At 41.7% G+C, this 20,661-nt stretch carries 17 protein-coding genes; 8 read left to right on the top strand and 9 right to left on the bottom strand.

From position 1 onward, the window contains the following. Positions 1–28: 28 nt before the first annotated feature. Positions 29–334 (bottom strand): hypothetical protein, encoded by a 306-nt coding sequence (locus PR808_RS04325; protein WP_272538779.1) that lies wholly within the window; start codon positions 332–334, stop codon positions 29–31. 171 nt (positions 335–505) lie between these two features. Further along, positions 506–1,462: a hypothetical protein gene (locus tag PR808_RS04320; protein ID WP_272538778.1), complete on the bottom strand. Its 957-nt coding sequence runs from the start codon at positions 1,460–1,462 to the stop codon at positions 506–508. Positions 1,463–1,927: 465 nt separating this feature from the next. On the opposite strand from PR808_RS04320, the gene PR808_RS04315 reads away from it, so the two are divergent. The 4 genes from PR808_RS04315 (at position 1,928) to PR808_RS04300 (ending at position 6,055) form a co-directional block, all read left to right on the top strand. Beyond that, complete coding sequence (locus PR808_RS04315) at positions 1,928–3,274, top strand: purine-cytosine permease family protein (RefSeq protein WP_272538777.1); 1,347 nt, start codon at positions 1,928–1,930, stop codon at positions 3,272–3,274. A gap of 10 nt (positions 3,275–3,284) precedes the next feature. Next, the gene (locus PR808_RS04310) at positions 3,285–4,118 is read left to right on the top strand and encodes a nitrilase-related carbon-nitrogen hydrolase (protein WP_206085435.1); all 834 of its coding nucleotides are present in this window, start codon (positions 3,285–3,287) and stop codon (positions 4,116–4,118) included. Then, entirely contained in the window at positions 4,115–4,864 is a 750-nt protein-coding gene (locus PR808_RS04305; RefSeq protein ID WP_206085436.1) for an IclR family transcriptional regulator, read from the top strand. The genes PR808_RS04310 and PR808_RS04305 overlap by 4 nt, the downstream gene beginning before the upstream one ends. A gap of 258 nt (positions 4,865–5,122) precedes the next feature. Further along, complete coding sequence (locus tag PR808_RS04300; protein ID WP_206085437.1) at positions 5,123–6,055, top strand: DUF1177 domain-containing protein; 933 nt, start codon at positions 5,123–5,125, stop codon at positions 6,053–6,055. Between the two features lie 76 nt (positions 6,056–6,131). Here PR808_RS04300 and cspD read toward each other — a convergent pair whose 3' ends face one another. Continuing rightward, on the bottom strand, positions 6,132–6,380 hold the full coding sequence (cspD, locus tag PR808_RS04295; RefSeq protein ID WP_206085438.1) for a cold shock domain-containing protein CspD: 249 nt from the start codon (positions 6,378–6,380) through the stop codon (positions 6,132–6,134). A gap of 391 nt (positions 6,381–6,771) precedes the next feature. Between cspD and clpS the strand changes: the two genes are divergently transcribed. Continuing rightward, positions 6,772–7,092 (top strand): ATP-dependent Clp protease adapter ClpS, encoded by a 321-nt coding sequence (gene clpS / locus PR808_RS04290; RefSeq protein ID WP_206085439.1) that lies wholly within the window; start codon positions 6,772–6,774, stop codon positions 7,090–7,092. Positions 7,093–7,123: 31 nt separating this feature from the next. Then, on the top strand, positions 7,124–9,409 hold the full coding sequence (clpA, locus tag PR808_RS04285; RefSeq protein ID WP_272538776.1) for an ATP-dependent Clp protease ATP-binding subunit ClpA: 2,286 nt from the start codon (positions 7,124–7,126) through the stop codon (positions 9,407–9,409). A 62-nt stretch (positions 9,410–9,471) separates the two neighbouring features. Here the strand turns inward: clpA and infA are convergent, their stop codons facing one another. From infA to trxB, 6 genes are all read right to left on the bottom strand, one after another. Beyond that, on the bottom strand, positions 9,472–9,690 hold the full coding sequence (gene infA, locus PR808_RS04280) for a translation initiation factor IF-1 (protein ID WP_004244560.1): 219 nt from the start codon (positions 9,688–9,690) through the stop codon (positions 9,472–9,474). 141 nt (positions 9,691–9,831) lie between these two features. Continuing rightward, positions 9,832–10,533, bottom strand: coding sequence for a leucyl/phenylalanyl-tRNA--protein transferase (gene aat / locus PR808_RS04275; RefSeq protein ID WP_272538775.1), 702 nt, complete (start codon positions 10,531–10,533; stop codon positions 9,832–9,834). Between the two features lie 8 nt (positions 10,534–10,541). Then, a complete protein-coding gene (gene cydC / locus PR808_RS04270) occupies positions 10,542–12,284 on the bottom strand; it encodes a heme ABC transporter ATP-binding protein/permease CydC (RefSeq protein WP_272538774.1) in 1,743 nt (580 codons plus the stop codon). A 2-nt stretch (positions 12,285–12,286) separates the two neighbouring features. Next, complete coding sequence (gene cydD / locus PR808_RS04265; protein WP_272538773.1) at positions 12,287–14,053, bottom strand: heme ABC transporter permease/ATP-binding protein CydD; 1,767 nt, start codon at positions 14,051–14,053, stop codon at positions 12,287–12,289. Between the two features lie 397 nt (positions 14,054–14,450). Continuing rightward, the gene (locus PR808_RS04260; RefSeq protein WP_272538772.1) at positions 14,451–16,130 is read right to left on the bottom strand and encodes a DUF7057 domain-containing protein; all 1,680 of its coding nucleotides are present in this window, start codon (positions 16,128–16,130) and stop codon (positions 14,451–14,453) included. Between the two features lie 169 nt (positions 16,131–16,299). Then, positions 16,300–17,259 (bottom strand): thioredoxin-disulfide reductase, encoded by a 960-nt coding sequence (gene trxB / locus PR808_RS04255; protein ID WP_206085445.1) that lies wholly within the window; start codon positions 17,257–17,259, stop codon positions 16,300–16,302. A gap of 538 nt (positions 17,260–17,797) precedes the next feature. On the opposite strand from trxB, the gene lrp reads away from it, so the two are divergent. Beyond that, positions 17,798–18,292 (top strand): leucine-responsive transcriptional regulator Lrp, encoded by a 495-nt coding sequence (gene lrp, locus PR808_RS04250; protein ID WP_004918089.1) that lies wholly within the window; start codon positions 17,798–17,800, stop codon positions 18,290–18,292. Positions 18,293–18,705: 413 nt separating this feature from the next. Beyond that, positions 18,706–20,661 (top strand): DNA translocase FtsK 4TM domain-containing protein (locus PR808_RS04245; protein WP_272538771.1); only part of this gene is annotated, 1,956 nt, incomplete at its 3' end.

Here is a 20,661-nt window from a genome sequence, read left to right as displayed (position 1 = left end):
AGTGACTACAAAGGAGAATAAAGTAAGGTTAACGAAGCCGATAAAATATTTTCCCTAAAGAATTTATACAAATTTTTGCTGATGTTAATAAAGGAACTTTATTTATCGAGTTAGTGATTAACGCTATAGTTGAATGAATGTCACACAAGGTCGAATAAATGGTAAAAGTATCCCCCTCCTTTTTTAGTTTCATTGTCAATTTATTATTACCTTGAGAATACTCATCAAAAGTGAGTTTGGTACTTTTATCTAAATCGATGCTTACTTTACTCTCAGTAAGCTGTTTTTTGATTTCAGATTGTAGCTCTGCATTGTTGATTTTCGGTAATTTCATTTTTTTTGAGTGTGTTCGTGTTTTTTGTAGTTTCCGTATATAACCAATAGTTACATCAGTCTCTTTTTTTTGTGTAAAAGCAATAGGAAGTGTATTTTTTAGGCTTATAATTTGTTTTAAAAAATCAATAAATTCATTTGTATTAGATGATTGTATTAACCCATAATTTGGTTAAAAAAAACTAAAAAGGTATTTTTGTTTTTGTGGGTAATATTTCCCGCAAATTGCCATTGCGTGATTATTTGAACTGTAAATTATAGCAACATCTTGTTTTTTAATGCTTTTTTCAGTAATTAGTTTCTCTAATTGTTTAAAGGAGATACTCTCCCAACTAGGTTCTACATTAATAGAGGACAAAGGAGAACAACGATTATCAATTGTCAATCCTGAATTTAAGTTAAATAGTGCTGTCTCACTTGCATAATGTAACATGCAATATGCATATATCTCTTTAATAAAGGACTGCATTTCATTTAGAGTGATATCTTTATCTTTTTTAATCTTATCATATAGGCTTTGTTCTGCTTTATATTTTCTTGGAGTAGGTGTTTCATTACCAAATCTTATTTTGTTATATAGGTCATAGGTGATGTCTTTTTCTATTTTAATATTAGGATTAAAACAGGGTTCTATATTCTTAGAATATATATTTTTGTTATTTTCTTCTAAGCATTGAATGATATATTCAATGTTTGTTATTCCTTTAGGTTTTGGTACTGTGTTAATGGTATAATAATTATTATATAGGTCATTATAGCCGTTATATTGGTATTGATTTATCTGTACATCAAAAATATCAGTACAACGTTCAGCTAACAAATTTGAAATGCATTTTAAGTAAGCTTTTTCTACACATTTGTTGACTTCTTTATAAGCGGATGTTGATGGTATAAAGGGATTTAAGCAATTTTTGAGCTGGTGTAGAGATTCAGCCCCCAGTCCGTCCATCTCATAAGCCGCGAATATGTGTGATAAACCTTGGCAAGCACCATTTTTACATGCATATGTAATATTGGAGATGCTTTTGAGTTGTTGGGCAAGTTTGCTTATTAAGGGGTCATTCTTAAATACATAGTTCAATAGGTCATTCTGACAAAATTTAATAGGGTAGTTTATTTCAGCTGGCATGTTATGTTTCCGATGTTAACTATTTATAGCAGCCTACCAACTCAACTATCCCCATTTCTTTCATAAATCATTTATTCCTACTAAAGCTAAATTTTTTTTCTAATCGTATAACTTCGGACTAGGACACTCCAAATTGGAGTGATTGCTGCTAGCTAGAGGGAAATTACTGCTAAAGAATAGTCCTATTTTATGGAACTGAGTTCCTCACTCCAATTCTGCTAATTAAACACGTAATTTTTAACCTATTCATTTATCGATAAAATTTTTTATTAGTGTGGTATTTCCTCGCTCCGTGAAATATTCCATAATAAAAAAGTTATCTGAAAAGATAAATTCTGCTTGCGATTCGATATCGATCATGGATATTATTTGCATGTAGAATAAATGAAACCTAGTTCCATATAATGGAACAAACAATTAAAGCCAGTAAAAACTAAGCAAAGACAACCACACAGCAGGTGCAAAATGGCGAATAAAGCAGGTGAAGATTATTCTTTGGCTCGAGTACCCCAAAGTGCTCGTAGACCGTTCTATGAAGTGTTAATTCTACGAATTGGCGCACTCGCTTGTGTTTCACAAGTGATGTTAGGTGCAGCCCTCGGTTACGGGTTAACTTTTTGGCAGGCGTTTTGGGCGACCATCCTTGGCTCTGTAATTTTACAGGTAGTCAGTTGGGGGCTTGGAGCAGCTGCATGCCGCGAAGGAATGTCAATCAGTCTACTGTCAAGGTGGTCTGGTTTTGGAAAGTTAGGTTCAGCTCTTATTGGTGGCGCGATTGCCATCTCCTTGATGGGCTGGTTTGGCGTCCAAAATGGTTTCTTTGCGGATGGAATGTATAAAGCGACTAATGTGCTAACACCAGGGACTTGGTCACTTATTACAGGTATTGCGGTGACGATTATTACGGTATATGGGTATCGATTTTTATCTATTACCGCCAATATTTCAACGCCGCTCTTTTTATTCGCGTTAGGCTGGGCAACGTATAATTTATTATCAGGTCAGGATCTTGGTGTGCTTATCAATGATACTGCCCCTGCTGGGCCTTTAATGACAATGCCTGCGGCAATTACTATGGTTGCAGGTGGTTTTATTATTTCAGCGGTTACCACACCAGATATTAGCCGCTTTATGAAAAAACCGAAGGATGTATTTTGGATGACGTTAATCGGTACATTTTTTGGTGAACTTTTAGTTAATATGATAGCGGTGCTGATGGCTCTGGCATTACGTACCAGCCAAGTATTTGACTTGATGATGGCATTAACGGGCTTATTAGGTGCATCGATTGTTATCTTTGCCACTATAAAAATGAATGACATCAACCTGTATTCATCATCACTCGGGTTTTCAACGCTGCTTAACGCTATCTTTAATAAGCGTTTTGACCGTCGCTATTTAACATGGGTAATTGGTGTTTTCGGTACGATTGCCTCCATGTTAGGTATTTTAGACAATTTTATTAGTTTCTTGATTTACTTAGGCATTGCTATCCCACCAGTCGCTGGGATCATGGTTGTTGACTATTACATCTTAAAACGCGATCGCAAAGAGCTTGATATCACCCGCGAACAAGGTGTGCTGCCATCTAGCTGTGAAGCTTATAACCCTGTGACACTCGTTGTGTGGTTGTTAGCTGTTATTGTGGGGTGGGGAACGTCAGAATTAGGTCCATTCCATGCCGATTATGGCATTCCTGCACTTAACTCTTTAATTACAGGTGCGCTGGCTTATTGGATTGGCATGCGCTGGCAAGCGAAAACAAAAGGTGTCGATACGGTGCATTTTCGCAAAGTGGCTCACTTAGATTAAGGAAAGTGCGATGTCAGGTAGCAAGGTCAAAGTTGCCCTTGCTCAGTTTGATTCTGAACTGGGGAATAAACAAGGTAACTTGCAGCGTATGGCGCTGTTATGTGAACAAGCGGCAGAGTCTGGGGCGAAACTGATTTGTTTTCCAGAGCTTGCCACAACAGGTTATCGCGGTGATTTGTTAAATACGAAGCTGTGGGATCTCAGCGATTCTACTGGAAGCGAAACATATCGTTTATTTAGCGAGCTTGCGACACGCTTGAATATCACTATCGTGAGTGGTTTTGTGGAACGAGGTGACTACCTTGGGGATATCTATAACGCGGTTGGCGTGTGGAACCCAGGGTGTGAAGGTATCAGCGGTGTGTTTCGTAAAGTACATGCTTTTGGTATTGAGAAACAATGGTTTAGTCGTGGTGATAGCTTCCCTGTATTTGATACGCCAATTGGCAAAATTGGCATCATGATTTGCTATGACATGGGGTTTCCTGAGGTTGCGCGTATTTTGACCCTTCATGGCGCAGAGCTGCTAATCGCACCTTCTGCTTGGTGTGTACAAGATAAAGACATGTGGGACATTAATACGGCATCCCGTTCTTTGGAAAATGGTGCACATTTACTGGCCGTTAACCGTTGGGGTCATGAAGGGGATTTACACTTATTTGGTGGTAGCAAAGTGTTAGGCCCTCGTGGGCAAGTGCTTTGTGAAGCCACATGTGATGGTGAAGCGTTGTTAATTGGCGAAATTGATTTTGTTTTACAAGCCCATACACGTTTAACCATTCCATATTTACGTGATAGAAAGCCTCAAGATTATGGCATTCTTACTCAAGGTTTTGATTCATGAGCATTTTAAATAGCGTCGTTGATGTTTATCAATTATTTCTACGCTCAGGTAATGAGCTTACCGTTACGACGTTAGTCAATGAATTAGGCATGCCGAAAAGTTCTGCTTCTCGCTTACTAAAGCAAATGTCAGAACTGGGGCTGTTAGAAAAGAAGAATAATGCTCCCATTTATCGGCCAGGGTTATTAATCATGGAGTTGGCTCACCGTGCGCGTGGGATGAACCCATTGATAGATATGACGTTAGAAGCCCTTGATGAGTTGACGAAAGATACTGGGTTTACCAGCTATGTTTCGGCGCTCGATGATGAAATGGTAAGGGTTGTCCATGCACGCTTCGGTAATAGCATGTTGCAGGTGATTACACAGCCTGGTACACGTTTGCCAATTCTTGGAACTTCAACGGGACGGGCTCTGTTAGCGCGCTTACCGTTGCAGGAAAGAGCAAACATTATCGGCCGAGAAGATAAAGAATTACAAGTGAAGTTAACAGAACAGATGAATCTGATCAATGAACGTGGTTGGGAATTTTCAATTAACGAGTCTGTTGCAGGTGTTGCCTCGGTTTCGAGTACCGTGTTTGATCCATCGCTGAACACGTTATATGCATTATGTCTAAGTTTGCCAGAAACCCAAATGAATGAACAGGTTATGGCGCAACTTTCAACTAACCTATGCCGTAAGGCCTCTTACCTTGGTTGTATGGTTGGAGATCCTTATTGGTTACAAAGAAGTACCAGCAAATAGCGTTATGTCATGTAGTAAAAGTAAGTAGTAAAGGTAAGTAGTAAAAGTAAGTAGTAAAAGTAAGTAGCACACCATAAGTAGTTTATATTATTAGTATTTTATTTTAAGTGCGTGAATACGCCTTCATCAGGAAAAATAAGGCTTTTTTAACAGTTAAGCCTTAACTTGGGTGAAATGAAATTAAGTCATATTTTGTGTGAGTTAATTTCAAAGTAGCCCTACAATCAAATAAAAATTATTAAAATTCAAGGAAGTACAATGAGTCTAAAGCAAACCCTTTGTGCGTATGAGCTAATCGATTGCGCGAACGTTAAGGGGGAAGATGTTGTTGCATTGTTCAAGACTTTCCCAGCAATTGAAGTTTCTTCTAAAACGGTCAAAGACCTGAAAGGTCAAAGTGATTTTGTCCGTATTCTTATTCCAGGCACCCAAGGTAAATCTCAAGGTCATCAAGCACCTACATTAGGCATTATTGGCCGTTTAGGGGGGATTGGTGCAAGGCCGTCACGTATTGGGGTAGTTTCAGATGCCGATGGGGCGATTGCGGCCATTGCAACAGCATTGAAATTAGCAAAAATGCATGAAAAAGGCGATAAATTGGTAGGTGATGTGGTGATTACAACTCATATTTGCCCTAATGCGCCGACTCGCCCTCATACCCCAGTTGATTTTATGGACTCTCCTTTAGAAGATGTCACGATGAACCAACATGAAGCGATCCCTGAAGCGGATGCTATTTTGTCGGTAGATACCACCAAAGGTAATAACCTGTTGAATCATAAAGGTTATGCATTATCACCAACGGTTAAAAATGGGTACATTTTACCTGTTTCTAATGATTTACTCCGCTTAATGGAGTGGAGCAGTGGGCAGCGTGCGGTGACATTTCCTTTATCCATTCAGGATATTACACCGTATGGTAATGGCCTTCATCATATCAATAGTATTATGCAACCCGCGGTATCTACCTCAGCCCCTGTTGTTGGTGTGGCGATCTGTTCTGAAACCGTGGTACCTGGTTGCTCTACGGGAGCAAGTCATGAGATTGATATTGCTGCTGCGGTGAAATTTATGATTGAGGTGGCGAAAGCCTTTACGCAAAAACAGTGTGATTTTTATGATGCAGAACAGTATGCATTATTGATGTCGCTGTATGGTGATATGTCACATTTACAAACTTCGGGCCGTTGAGCTTATAAAATAGTCACAGTTAATTATTAATAGCATCAATAATATAATTGAAATAATTAACTGTGCTCTATATGCGTCAGGGCAAAATTGATTCTGATGTGCCTTCTGTGGTTTCTTCTATTTCAATGGGGATGATAACATCCGCATGATTACCTTTTGGTCCAATTGTCACGCTAAATTGCACTTTTTGACCTGCTTTTAGTGTCCTGTAACCGTCCATTCTGATGCAGGAATAATGAGCAAAAATATCCTCTCCGCCATCAGCCGGGCAAATAAAACCAAAGCCTTTTGCGTTATTGAACCACTTAACGATACCCGTCTCCATATTTTATCCTTTCGGTTTGCTAGTTGTGTTTTGCAGATATGTATAAAATACACACAGAAACTAAGTAAATATACGCTAAAAACTGTTCGTAAAACATACTGTAGTGGATTGCATTCTAAGGTCAAGAGGGGAGTTTCAGGAATTATGGTAAAGTGGTAAAAATTCGATAAGCGCCAAATGTTATTTTCTGTGATATTTGATATAGCTCACAGATTGCTAAAGATAAGCGATGAGGTTAGTGGCATGATACACTGCAAATGAAAGGCTTGTTTAAGAAAAGCCATGAAAGAATGTAATGGTATAGTTTTATAACGCTATCATGTGGATTGATAGAAATCGTTGATAATAAAGACTATGCTTAATTTGAAGTTAAACACTGAGCAAGAAAGTAATGAGCGATTTTCTGGGCACATTTAAAACAGACGTCATATTCAAAGACGAAGTGGAACAAACCTTACAGCCACCGTCGATGTATAAGGTATTATTAAATAATGATGATTACACTCCGATGGATTTTGTTGTCGAAGTGTTACAAAAATACTTTTCTTTTGATGAAGAACGCGCTACACAGATAATGTTAGATGTGCATATTCAGGGAAAGGGAATTTGTGGGGTTTTTACCGCAGAGGTTGCAGAAACAAAAGCGGCGCAGGTCAATACATTTGCCCGTGAACATGAGTATCCTTTGCTTTGTACTATAGAGAAAGTCTGATCTGGTTTAATATCAATTTTGGGAGGTGCTTATGCTCAATCAAGAACTGGAGCTTAGTTTAAACGTAGCTTTTACGAAAGCGAAAGACAGTCGCCACGAATTTATGACTGTTGAGCACCTATTGCTGGCGTTACTGAGTAATATCTCGGCACGCGAAGCTTTAGAAGCTTGTAAGGTTGATCTTGTCGCTTTACGTCAAGAACTGGAACACTTCATCGCGCAAACTACACCCTTGTTACCCGAAAATGATAACAGAGACACCCAACCGACGCTCAGTTTTCAGCGTGTGTTACAAAGGGCGGTATTTCATGTGCAGTCATCGGGTCGTAGCGAAGTTAGCGGGGCAAATGTGCTTGTCGCGATTTTCAGTGAGCAAGAATCTCAAGCTGCGTACTTATTGCGTAAGCACGATGTTAGCCGCTTAGATGTGGTCAACTATATTTCTCATGGTACGGTAAAAGGTGAAGAATCGTCATCGTCAGATAACGATATGTCCAATAATAGTGCACCGAATGAAGAGCCACCGGTCTCAGAAGACCACATGGACAACTTTACGACCAATCTGAACCAACAGGCCAAAAAAGGGAATATCGACCCGCTGGTGGGCCGTCAGGCTGAATTAGAGCGAACGATCCAAGTGTTGTGTCGCCGCCGCAAAAACAACCCGTTGTTAGTGGGGGAGTCTGGTGTTGGGAAAACGGCGATAGCGGAAGGCCTTGCATGGCGTATCGAACAGGACGATGTGCCTGATGTCATGAAAGGTTGCACGATTTACTCCTTAGATATCGGTTCATTGTTAGCGGGAACGAAATACCGTGGGGATTTTGAAAAACGCTTCAAAGCCTTGCTCAAAATGTTGGAAAAAGACCCCAAAAGCATACTGTTTATCGATGAGATCCACACTATTATTGGTGCTGGGGCTGCATCAGGTGGGCAAGTGGATGCTGCTAACTTAATTAAGCCACTACTTTCGGGTGGGCGTATTCGCGTGATTGGTTCAACCACCTATCAAGAATTTGGTAGTGTGTTTGAAAAAGACAGGGCGCTAGCTCGTCGTTTCCAAAAAATTGATATTGTTGAACCGACACCAGAAGAAACCATTCGTATTATTAATGGGTTAAAACCGAAATACGAAGCACATCACGATGTGCGTTACACTGCGAAAGCCATCCAGGCAGCGGTAGATTTATCGATTAAATATATCACCGACAGGCATTTACCAGATAAAGCCATAGACGTGATTGATGAAGCTGGCGCGCGTACACGTTTAGTTGCACCAAGCAAACGCAAAAAAACGATTGGTGTTCCTGAGATCGAAACTGTCGTTGCACGTATTGCGCGAATTCCAGAAAAAACAGTTTCATCGAGCGATAAAGACAAACTCAAAACCCTTGATTCACGCTTGAAGATGTTAGTATTTGGGCAAGATAAAGCGATTGAGGCGTTGTCTGAAGCGATCAAAATGAATCGCGCAGGGTTAGGGTTAGAAAATAAACCTGTCGGCTCCTTCTTGTTTGCAGGGCCTACAGGGGTAGGTAAAACGGAAGTCACGGTTCAATTAGCCAAAGCGCTGGATATTAAATTATTGCGTTTTGATATGTCTGAATACATGGAACGTCATACCGTCAGCCGTTTAATTGGTGCGCCTCCAGGCTATGTAGGCTTTGATCAAGGTGGCTTACTGACTGATGCGGTGATCAAGCATCCACACTCTGTGGTGTTATTGGATGAGATTGAAAAAGCGCATCCAGATGTATTCAACATTTTATTGCAAGTGATGGACCACGGCACACTTACCGATAACAACGGCCGTAAAGCGGATTTCCGTAACGTGATTGTCGTCATGACCACAAACGCAGGGGTTCAAGAAACGCAGCGCCGCTCGATTGGTTTCGCAGAGCAGGATAACAGCACGGATGCGATGTCGGAAATCAAGCGTGCTTTCTCGCCTGAGTTCCGTAACCGTCTTGATGGTATTATCTGGTTCAATTCACTGACGCCAGAAATTATCACTCAAGTTGTTGATAAATTTATTGTTGAGTTGCAAGCACAGTTGGATGAGAAGGGCGTATCTATCGAAGTGAGTGCAGCAGCACGTCGCTGGTTGTGTGAGAAAGGCTATGATAAAGCAATGGGTGCCCGACCTATGGCGCGCGCAATTCAGGAGAACCTGAAGAAACCATTAGCAAATGAATTGCTATTTGGTTCACTAACCAACGGCGGCTCTGTGAGTATCGGGCTTGATGAAAAAAGTAACACACTGACATACAGCTTCAGTAGCGTGCACAAGGCCTCTCCGGAGGATGCGGTATTCTGACATAATTAACCACAGGTGTCTCATGCACCTGTGGTAATGTCAGGCCTTGCCTGAAGAGGTAATCAACGGCTACGGAAAATGATTCGGCCTTTGCTCAGGTCATAAGGGGTTAACTCTACAGTTACCTTGTCGCCTGTCAGGATGCGGATATAGTTTTTACGCATTTTACCAGAAATATGAGCAGTCACCACGTGACCGTTTTCCAGTTCAACACGGAACATTGTATTTGGCAGGGTATCTAAAACTGTGCCCTGCATTTCAATATTGTCTTCTTTGGCCATCTAATCCTCTAAGTTTAATAACCGTGATTTTTAACGGGCAAGATAATGCCCAAAAACCCGCACTAAGTAAAGAAGTGTCGCATTTTAACGCGATCTTTATGCTTATGTGAAGGAATAAAATTAATAATAAACCAACGTTCACTAATTGAAAATTGGCGGTAATTCAATCGATTGCGGTATCCAGCAGGCGGGGTCTATCCCTTTGTCACGCCACCGATAAAGAATATGTAAAAAATCCCTACGGGATATTTCTTTTGCGCCAAGTGAGGCGGTGTGGTGGTTAAGTACCTGACAATCAAAAAGCTGCCCATTATAGCGCAAAAAATGAAAATAGAATGTAATAAAAGCAAATTTGGATGCATCATTCATTCTACTGAACATGGATTCCCCACAAAATAGATTGCCCATATTCACACCGTATAGGCCGCCAACCAGTTTGTCGTCATACCAAGCTTCAATAGAATGAGCCATCCCTTCGTGGTGTAACTCAAGGTAACCTGCTTGCACTTCAGGTAAGATCCACGTTCCTTCTTCACGCACAGAACACGCTTCAATAACATCCTTGAAAGCGTGGTTAACCGTAATACGATAAATCTGCTTTTTTAACACTTTTTTCATTGAGCGGCTGATGTGTAAATCGCCCATCAATAATACCGCTCTTGGGTCTGGTGACCACCATAAAGGCATCTCACTTGGATTGAACCATGGGAAGATACCATCATAATACGCTGCTTGCAGCCTTTTTGATGAAAGATCGCCTCCAATAGCTAATAAACCATTGGGTTCCCGCATCGCTTCCGAGACGGGAGGGAACAAATATGAGTCATCATCGAGTTGGTACATATTGCGCCTCAGTGTGTTTTCTGAGCCCAATGGCGCTGGCGGAATTGGTAGTATTGACCTTGCCTATCTAACAACGCTTGATGGGTGCCTTGCTCGACAATTTTACCACTATCCATTACGCAGATGTTATCCATTTCTTCTAAGCCTTGCATGCGGTGGGTGATCACAATCAAGGTTTTGTCAGCACATTTTTCTTTTAGTAACGCTAAGATTTGCTGTTCAGTTTGTGCGTCTAAGCCTTCTGTTGGTTCATCCATCAACACTAGCGGTGTGTTGTGCAACAATGCACGGGCAATGCCTAAGCGGCGCTGTTCACCACCAGATAATTGGCGACCACCTTCCCCCATCCACGCATTGAGTTTCAACTCATTTTCGAGCAAATTGCCTAAGCCGACTTGTTGTAAAACTGCATTCAATTCAGCATCGGTAGCTTGCTCATTCGCTAATAATAAATTATTACGCAGAGTATCACTAAACACATGCACACGTTGCGGTACAACCGACATGATGCTACGGAGTGATTTTTCACTAAATGCATTAATTGGCTGACCATTTAATGTAATTGTACCGCTATCGACATCCCATGCACGGGTTAATAATTGTAAGAGTGTTGATTTACCACAGCCTGTTTTCCCAAGTAGGGCGAGGTGTTGGCCTTTAGCTAAGCGCAATGACACGTTATCGAGGACGGCAAATGGCTGTTCAGGGTAGGTGAACGAGATATTATCGACAGTCAGGCTTTCTAGTGTTGTGATTGAAGGGCTTTCGCTTGGGAACGTCACTTCAGGTTTTGCTGTCATTAATTGGGAAACCCGTGTTGCAGAAGCAATTACTTGCCCCATATGCTGAAAGGCGACGGCGACAGGCCCTAAGGCTTCGAAGGCGGCTAACGCACAGAACACAAATAGCGCAATCAATGCACCAGGTTTAGTATCTCCACCGACGTGCTCAGCGGCCATCCACAGCAGTAAGGTAGCAGTGATCCCCGATGCGAATAAAATAATAGCTTGGGATAACCCTGTTAGTGCAGCTTGCTGCTGCTGGCGAGCTTGCCAGCAGTTTTCAATTGCCCAAAGGTTTTGGCGAAAACGTGTGGTTGCACCAAATAAGGTTAACTCCGCTTGCCCTTGCAGGGCTGAAGTTAAGATAGTGCGATAGTCACCGCGTAGCTCTGTGAGTTCGCGACCAATAGGCTTACCTGCACGGTAAAAAACAAATGGCATTGTGAACAATAAGAACAACATGACGCCACCTAGTGTCCAAGCAAGGCGTGGGTCAAGGTAGCTTAAACCGAAAATCAAGACAAATGTGACAAAAAATGCCGTGATAATCGGCGATAATACACGTAAATAGAGGTGATCAAGGGTTTCGACATCAGCCACTAAGCGGTTTAATAGCTCCCCTTGGCGAAAACGGCTAATGCCCCCCGGAGAAAGGGGTAACACTTTACTAAAGGCAAAAACACGTAAGTGAGCAAGGACTTTGAATGTTGCATCATGGCTGACTAAGCGCTCGCCATAGCGTCCTGCAGTACGGAATATTGCCGCACCACGTACGCCAGCTGCGGGCAGCATATAGTTGAAATAATATAAGCCAGGGAAGCCCGCAATCGCGGTGCCAGCTAAGAACCAACCTGAGAGGGTTAATAGCCCAATACTGGCAAGCAATGTCACGATGGCGAGTATGATCCCAAGCGTTATTAAAAACCAATGGCGGCGGTAGAGGGCTAAGAAAGGATATAAAATTTTCATTATCAGAGCTCCTCACTGCGATGGGCTAATAACTGGGCAAAAGCGCCTTCAGACTGACTAAGTTGAGAGTAATTCCCTTGCTGAATGATTTGGCCGTTTGCCATCACCCAAATTTGGTCGTAATCCAAGGTTTCTTCCAGTAAATGAGTGACAAGCAAAGTGGTTTGCTGCTCAGATAGCTGGTTCAGTGTGTGCATGACACGTTGCTCACTGTGCGAATCAAGGCTTGCTGCAGGTTCATCAAGCAGTAGTAATCGTGAGGGTTTTAATAAAATCCGAGCGACAGCAACACGTTGTGCTTGGCCCACTGAAAGCCGCGCGGCGTAATCACCAAGGCGAGTATTTAAGCCATTGGGTAAGTGAGGTAAAAACTCGGAAACATATGCTTTATCAATAGCGTGTTGAATTTCTGCCTCAGATGCATTTGGTTTACCTAAACAAATATTTTCAATGAGTGTTTGTTCGGGTAAATGTGGGTTTTGCCCAACCCAGCCGAGCAATTCACGCCATTTTTCAGGGCACAACTCACGCAGTTCAATATCATTAACTGTCACTGAACCGTGGTAAGGCAAAAAGCCAAGTAATAAGTTGAGTAATGAGCTTTTACCTGCACCACTTTGCCCAACCAGTGCGATACGCTGTTGTGGCTCGATGGTGAAATTTAACGGGCCAGCAAGGCGTACACCGTCGTGGGATAAAATTTCGAGCTGGCTGGCTTGAATGCGAATAGGGCCATCAGATAACGTTTTTATACCTTGTTGCGGCTTTTCTTCCCCTTCACTATTTAGCAGTGTCTCTAAGGTTTCAGCAGCACCTACTGCTTGAGCTTTAGCATGGTAATAAGTGCCTAAGTCACGCAGTGGTTGGAAAAATTCGGGGGAAAGGATCAGAGCAAGGAAGCCTGCAAACAACGTGACAGGTAAGCCATAGCTACCAAAGTTCATTTCACCCAAATACGAAAAACCGAAGTACACGGCAACCACAGCAATAGAAATTGAGGCGAAAAACTCTAATACGCCAGAAGATAAAAATGCCATACGCAACACTTCCATCGTTCTGGAACGGAAATCTTCAGTGGATTCACGAATTTGCTGAACTTCTGCTTTTTCACGGAAGAACAGGCGAAGGGTATCGAGCCCTCGGAGTCTGTCTAAAAAGCTGCCACTTAAACGGCCAAGTGCGATAAAATTGCGGCGGTTCGCATCAGCGGCGCCTAAGCCAACTAACGCCATAAAAATAGGGATTAAGGGGGCAGTGACAAACAGGATCATCGCGGCTGCCCAATTGAATGGGAAAATGGCGATAAGGATCATGATGGGCACAATCCCTGCTAAATACATTTGAGGAAGATAGCGTGAATAGTAATCTTGCATATCTTCAATTTGCTCAAGGATAATGGTTGCCCAGCTTCCTGCGGGTTTACCTTTAACCCAAACAGGGCCGAGTTCTTGGAGTTTATCTAATACGCGAGTGCGAATTTCTTGGCGCACAACTTGGCCACAACGAAAACCAACCCGTTCTCGAATGTAAGTCACAATGGCACGTAAAACAAATACGCCAATCAGAAGGCAAAATGGGGTCAATAGCTGTTCTCGCGGGGTGCCATCCATAATCAGTGCTTGTAGGATGACGGCTAAGAACCAAGCTTGAGCTATGATCAACAATCCACTGACCATGCCTAACAGCATGGAGATCCGCAACCAGCGCTTAGCAGGTGCACTGTGTTGTTTTAACCAACGTACCAATTCAGTCTGTCTTGATTTATCCATAATGATTTAGTTAGCAGGTGTCGTTTTAATGTCATTGAGTATAGTTAGGTTATGAAAACCTAACAGCGTTTTGTCGTTCACTGTGAGTCAAATAACATCAGGGCGGAAAATAATGATCAAACAACGCATTTAATAAAAATAGTGAGAGCGGTGTTTTTGATCTCGACCTGTAATTCGATTATTTACGCTACATCATAACAGCTTAAGTGGCAGATGTTGCATAATAAAAGTCGGTTATTTAATGTGGAAAGTGCTTTGTTATCAAATTGTTCTGTAAAGGTAAACTGAATATTTCAACTTAAAAAAGCATAAAAGTGATGGAATGCTACTGTATTTTTACGTAATGAGAAGACGGCTTAACACAAAATTGTTAAGCCGTTGGCATTTTTATGGAAATTTAAGGTGTGGGAGTTATATTTAGCCACTCTTTCGGTTTTAAGGTAAATTGTCCGTTAAGCAAATTATCCCAAGCTTTATCTTTTTTCTGCACGGTATTGAATGAATGGCTTTGTGTATCGACAACTTCCCAGCTTTGTTCTATTTCCTGCCAAATATTGCAATCAATAGTTGAGCTAGTCGGGTAGGAATAACACATAACCACATCATCTTTCCCATCTTGATTCACATCTGCCATAAAACCTAAGCATGAATAAGGTTCATGTTTTGATGTGCAATACCACGCACTGCTGAGGTTATCACCCAAATCAAACCAGTTATCTGGCAACGTAGGGCTGTTTTTCGCTTGTATGAGTACCTCTTTGAGTGGTTTTTGTTGCTCTTCAGCATAAGGGCTGGTTTGGAATTGTTTCTGGTACTCAGGATTGCTATTTAGTTGTTCAAACGCGAGCTTACCTTCAGCACCTAATTGCTTTAAGTCATAAGCGAGCGAGCTATTCACTTTGATTTTGCCGTTATTCACGCCCGCTACAATGCTATTGATGGTTATGGTTTTGAAATTGGCGATAGGGCTATTGATCACGAAAATAATGGCGATAAGGGAGAGAATACTGACTTTATTAATCGTGCCGAGTGAGGTCATCCACAATGTTTTTTTGCGAATGATTGCAAGGCTATAGGCTAAAACAACCAAAGCTAAAAATAGCGCGACGGTAAAAGCATATAACCGCTCGATGCTCCAACTGTATTGATTCACCCGCACAAGAATGCCGTACAGTGAAAGCCCAGAAAAAGCGTTGAGCAAGATAATATTTATTAAAACAAAGGCATTCAGCCCTTTACGGAATTGGTATTGTGTACTGCCATCCCCATAGACAAAATTAATAAAAATGAGATTAAGGATCACAAACCACAGCATTACGGCAGAGCCTAAGCCTGCGGAGTCCAACCCAGAAAAATAGGAAATAACAAAGCCACCTAAGAAAATGACCGCAACGACGTTTAATAATGGCAGGAAGAAACGGGCAATAAAGCTCACGAAGTTACTGAGTTGAATATCAACAGTTGCACGTAAAAATGTTAAGCCAATATTAAAACCAAGGGTAAAACAGACCCAATAAATGACTTCATTATCAAGAATGTCACTTAAAAAGTGCAAATTAACAATGCCAAACAAAAAGCTGGCTAATTTCACAATTAAGGTCAAGAGCCCACCAATTGCCGAGGCTAATACACCTAAGAAGGTATTTTTAATATATAGCCCCATTAAGCAACCGTAATTAATTTTCCAGGTTTTTGTGGTTTGCCATAGTTGCATCCATGGAAGCATAAAAAACAGCAGAATAGTTAGCGTGGCAAAGGCAAAGAATGGGTCTGCATCCGCGGGTTGTTTAAAGTCTTGGGCATGCCAATAGTTAACCCAACAAGTTAAAGCAATAGTTAAAGCGATACTAAGATAGAAAACCACAGATTTGGCGTTAGTGATTAAGTAGCTAACCACTGATGGCACGAATATCGCCAGTAACATGGGTAGGAATACCGTAGTTGCATCTAACTGGCTGTCAGAGCGAATAGAGTAATCCGTTGTTGCGGCAATGACGATGCCCTGAATGATGGCGAGTATGATAACAATAAAATACGAATAGCCACGAACGATATCACGCCCTGATGGTTGCTCCATATCAATACCTATAAAGTTAAGATCATGTAAAAACAGTATAGGCAGTGCAGGAGAAGGGCAATATAAACTTGCTCTTAAAAATATGTCGCGATGTGAAGTATTGAACGGTAAACAATAAAAAAGGCAGTCACCGATTACGGTCACTGCCTAAACCAAAAGCATATGGCGATTATTTAGACGCTAAACCGTCAAGATAGCGCTCGGCATCTAGTGCCGCCATACAGCCAGTACCAGCAGAGGTAATCGCTTGGCGGTATATATGATCCATCACATCACCTGCGGCGAATACGCCTTCTACAGAGGTTTGTGTGGCATTACCTTGGGTACCTGATTGTACTTTGATATAGCCATTATCTAAATCGAGCTGACCATCAAAAATAGCGGTATTTGGGCTATGGCCAATCGCGATAAAGGCGCCCATTACTGGGATATCTTCAGTGGTATGCGTTTTCGTACATTCAAGGCGCACACCTGTCACACCCATATCATCACCTAACACTTCATTTAAGGTGCGATCCGTATGCAGTACGATATTGCCGTTTTCGACTTTATCCATTAAACGGTTGATCAGAATTTTTTCTGCGCGAAAGCTATCACGGCGGTGAATTAAATGTACCTCGGAGGCGATATTGGATAAATACAGGGCTTCTTCAACCGCTGTATTACCACCCCCAACGACAGCAACTTTTTGATTGCGATAGAAAAAACCATCACATGTTGCACATGCAGAAACACCGCGACCTTTAAACGCTTCTTCAGAAGGTAAACCAATATAACGTGCAGATGCCCCCGTTGCGATGATTAGCGCATCACAGGTATATTCGTTTTCATCACCAAATAAGCGGAATGGACGTTGTTTTAAATCCACTTTATTGATGTGATCAGAGATAATTTCGGTTTCAAATTTAGCAGCGTGTTCATGCATACGGTCCATGAGGCCTGGACCCGTTAGGCCTTCAGGGTCACCAGGCCAGTTTTCGACTTCCGTTGTGGTCGTCAATTGACCGCCTTTTTCCACCCCAGTAATCAGTGCAGGACTTAAATTTGCGCGAGCTGCATATACAGCTGCTGTATAACCTGCGGGGCCTGAACCTAAAATGATTAACTTGCGATGTGTGGTTGTGCTCATGAATTCCTCTTTTAATCTCAAAAAAAGCATGCTTAGGATTGTAGGAGAAATAGGAAGGTAACAAAAGTGATTTAAGTGCGACTTAGTTTTATGCCACTTATTTCTCTGATAGGCAAGACTCGCCAAATGTAAAAAAATGTGACAAAAAGGTAGGGGAGTCACGCTTCATGATTTTTAGGAATTATCTTGAATTAGCGCTGCGAAACGTTTTACTGGAAAAAAAAGCGAAATCTTGTACTGATTTTTATTCATTTGCTTTGACAATCGGCTGCGCATTTGCGAAAACATCTATGTAAGAGTTAATTATCTAGCAGGTCAATGGAAATGGCGCATTTTTGTTCTTGCTGGAAAATTAGCTTTACACTACTTACAAACTTAAAAAATGAGTCACGATTGTGAATGATCATTACATTCACACGAACTTCAGCACTATAAATAGAATTTGCCCTGAACACGAATTCCTAATAAAAAAGGTAGTTGGCAAGGGGCTCATTTTATAGATGTAGAAAATAACAATTAGAGAAAGAGAGATAAAGAGATGATTGACAATAAAAAGCGTCCTGGCAAAGACCTTGACCGTATCGACAGGAATATATTAAACGAACTACAAAAAGACGGGCGTATTTCTAACGTAGAATTATCCAAGCGTGTTGGTTTATCCCCAACACCTTGTTTAGAGCGTGTACGCCGTCTTGAAAGACAAGGTTTTATTTCAGGCTATACAGCCTTGTTGAACCCGCATTACTTAGATGCATCCCTATTAGTGTTTGTTGAAATTACATTAAACCGTGGTGCGCCAGACGTGTTCGAACAGTTTAATACTGCAGTTCAAAAGCTTGAAGAAATTCAAGAATGTCACTTAGTTTCAGGTGACTTTGACTACTTGTTGAAAACGCGTGTGCCTGATATGTCCGCATATCGTAAGCTACTAGGGGAAACGCTGTTACGTTTACCAGGTGTAAACGACACACGTACCTACGTAGTGATGGAAGAAGTTAAACAAAGCAACCGTTTAGTGATTAAAACTCGCTAATCAAGGCTTTTTTGACCTCACTTCAGCACAGCATTATTGGCTTTGTTGTCGCACTGCAGTTTCAACGCTGAGTTTACTCAGCGTTGTTCCGTTTTAGCACCCTAATAATTTCTTCAATTTTTCTTTTTAAATCGGTAAGTTAACAGCTACTAGTGCCTTTCTTACGTTCTTTTACGAAATTCCCTTGTTTATCGATAAGTTTTATTATCAATTTATTGATTTTAAAGCTATAAATAATTAGGAGTTTTGACGATAAATAGAAATTGAATCCAAATACATTAGATGAAATACTGAGTTACTATATATTAATCGGGCATTTATTTGTCTTAGAGCCAGCAAAACAGGCATTTTAGGGCGATTAATGTTAGAATAATCAGAGTCAGTGAAGAACATCAGTCAGTAAAGAAACAATAATGAGCCAAGAATACACAGAAGATAAATACATCAAATTTAAAAAACTCAGTAGCGGAAGACGGCTATTAGAGGTGATTTTGCTCGCGATTTGCTTAAGTGCCGTTTTTCTTATGGTCGCGTTATTAAGTTTTAGTCCTTCAGACCCGAGTTGGTCACAAACAACGTGGAACGCCCCTGTGAAAAACTTGGGGGGAAGTGTGGGGTCGTGGAGCGCTGATATTTTGTTTTCTGCCTTTGGCATTTTGGCTTTTGCTATTCCACCACTGTTGTTATTGGGTTGTTGGGCTATCTATCATTATGAAAGCCAGCGTCGCTACATAGATTTTTTCTCGCTTTCTTTACGCCTTATCGGTGGCCTTGCATTGATCCTTTCTTCCTGTGGATTAGCCGCCTTGAATTTTGATGATTTACCCAACTTTGCTTCTGGTGGCGTGATTGGTAGTGTATTTAGCAGTGCCATTATGCCTTGGTTTAATTCATTAGGTGCCACATTGGCACTGTTGTTCTTATGGGCGATTAGCTTCACGTTGTTTACAGGTTGGTCATGGTTGACAATTGCAGAAAAAATTGGAGCGGCTGTCCTGCTTCCAATTACGTTATTAACCAACCGTGCGAGAGGCGATGACCTGGATGATTATGAAGTAGAGGAAACTGAAGATGCGCTACAACGAGCGCAAGAGGCTGAGCACTTAGCGAATGATAATGAACAATTACTCGATTCCGATGATGTGCTGTTTTCAGCGCCAACTGTTGCTGAGTTAGTTACTGAAAATACGCCGCAGCCAGAGTCCATTGAGGTGCAAAGTCATATTGAGGCTCAGCCAGAAACCTCTACGGTAGTTGAGTCAGATGCTTTACCCTCTTTCTCAGCGGTAGATGAACCAAATACATACCACTTTGAGGTTCCTGATGATTACCAGCCACAAGCCAGTGGGCGTTTTGATAACTTAGCGGAGCCTGTTGTTTCTCAATCAGATCATGTTCCTGCAGCGCCATCTGCATTTAGTTCTGTCAATGATCATGAGTTAAAATATCAAGAAAAACAAATAATTGATAATGAATTCAACACGTCAGCGATGCCTGTAGAACCCGCATCACAAAATACATTCGCAGCTCAAGTCCCCTCAGAATTATTTACACCTGCGCCAGTTGTTACCGATGTCCCTGTTAGTTCTTCCGTTACTGAGCGGGTTGCTGATGCGAGTGCTTTAGCTGCAGCGGGTATTTCTATTGCTGCGCTTGAGCGCCACGCACAAGTTAAGCAAAATATGGAGCCTGAACTGCCAAGGCCTAATCCTGTTCGTTTACCGACACGCCGCGAGTTATATGGAATTCGGATCCCATCCCAGCGTGATGCAGAGTTACAACGTCGCCAAGAAGAAGCCTCTAAACGCGAAGAAATTTATCAGCAGTGGTCAACAAATGACGTTGAAGATGCACAAAATAGTGACGATTCGCAACAAGATGAATTACTACGCGCTCAATTCTTAGAGCAGCAACGTGAGCGCTATGGTGAAGTGGATAGCACGGACTATGAGCCGCCTGTTACGCAAACCGCGCCAACAGAGTTCCCCGACGTGCAGCATGTGGAGCAAGCAGAACAATCGCCAGCCAACACATGGACGCAGCCAACCATTGAGCATCGTTGGCCATCTTCATCTGATTTATCCGCCAATACGCATAAATTTGCTGAACCTGAAGTGGCATCTATTATTCCTAGTGATGCTTTTGAAAGCCAATTTGATGATGAGCAAAAAGACGTCGAACCGAAGATTGATTTACGAAGAGAATTCTCGGTATTGGATAGCTTTTCTCCTGTAGATGATTTAGTGGATGACGAGCCTGCTGATCCACTCTTTATGCCAACATTTACCGCTGTTGAATCGCCAATAGTTCCACCAAATAATTCGCATTCAGGGCTTGGCAATAGCCAATCTGCAACACACACTTTTGCA

Source organism: Providencia sp. PROV197, assembly GCF_028479625.1.
Taxonomy (GTDB): Bacteria; Pseudomonadota; Gammaproteobacteria; order Enterobacterales; family Enterobacteriaceae; genus Providencia; species Providencia vermicola.
This window is presented reverse-complemented; position numbering and strand designations above follow the sequence as displayed.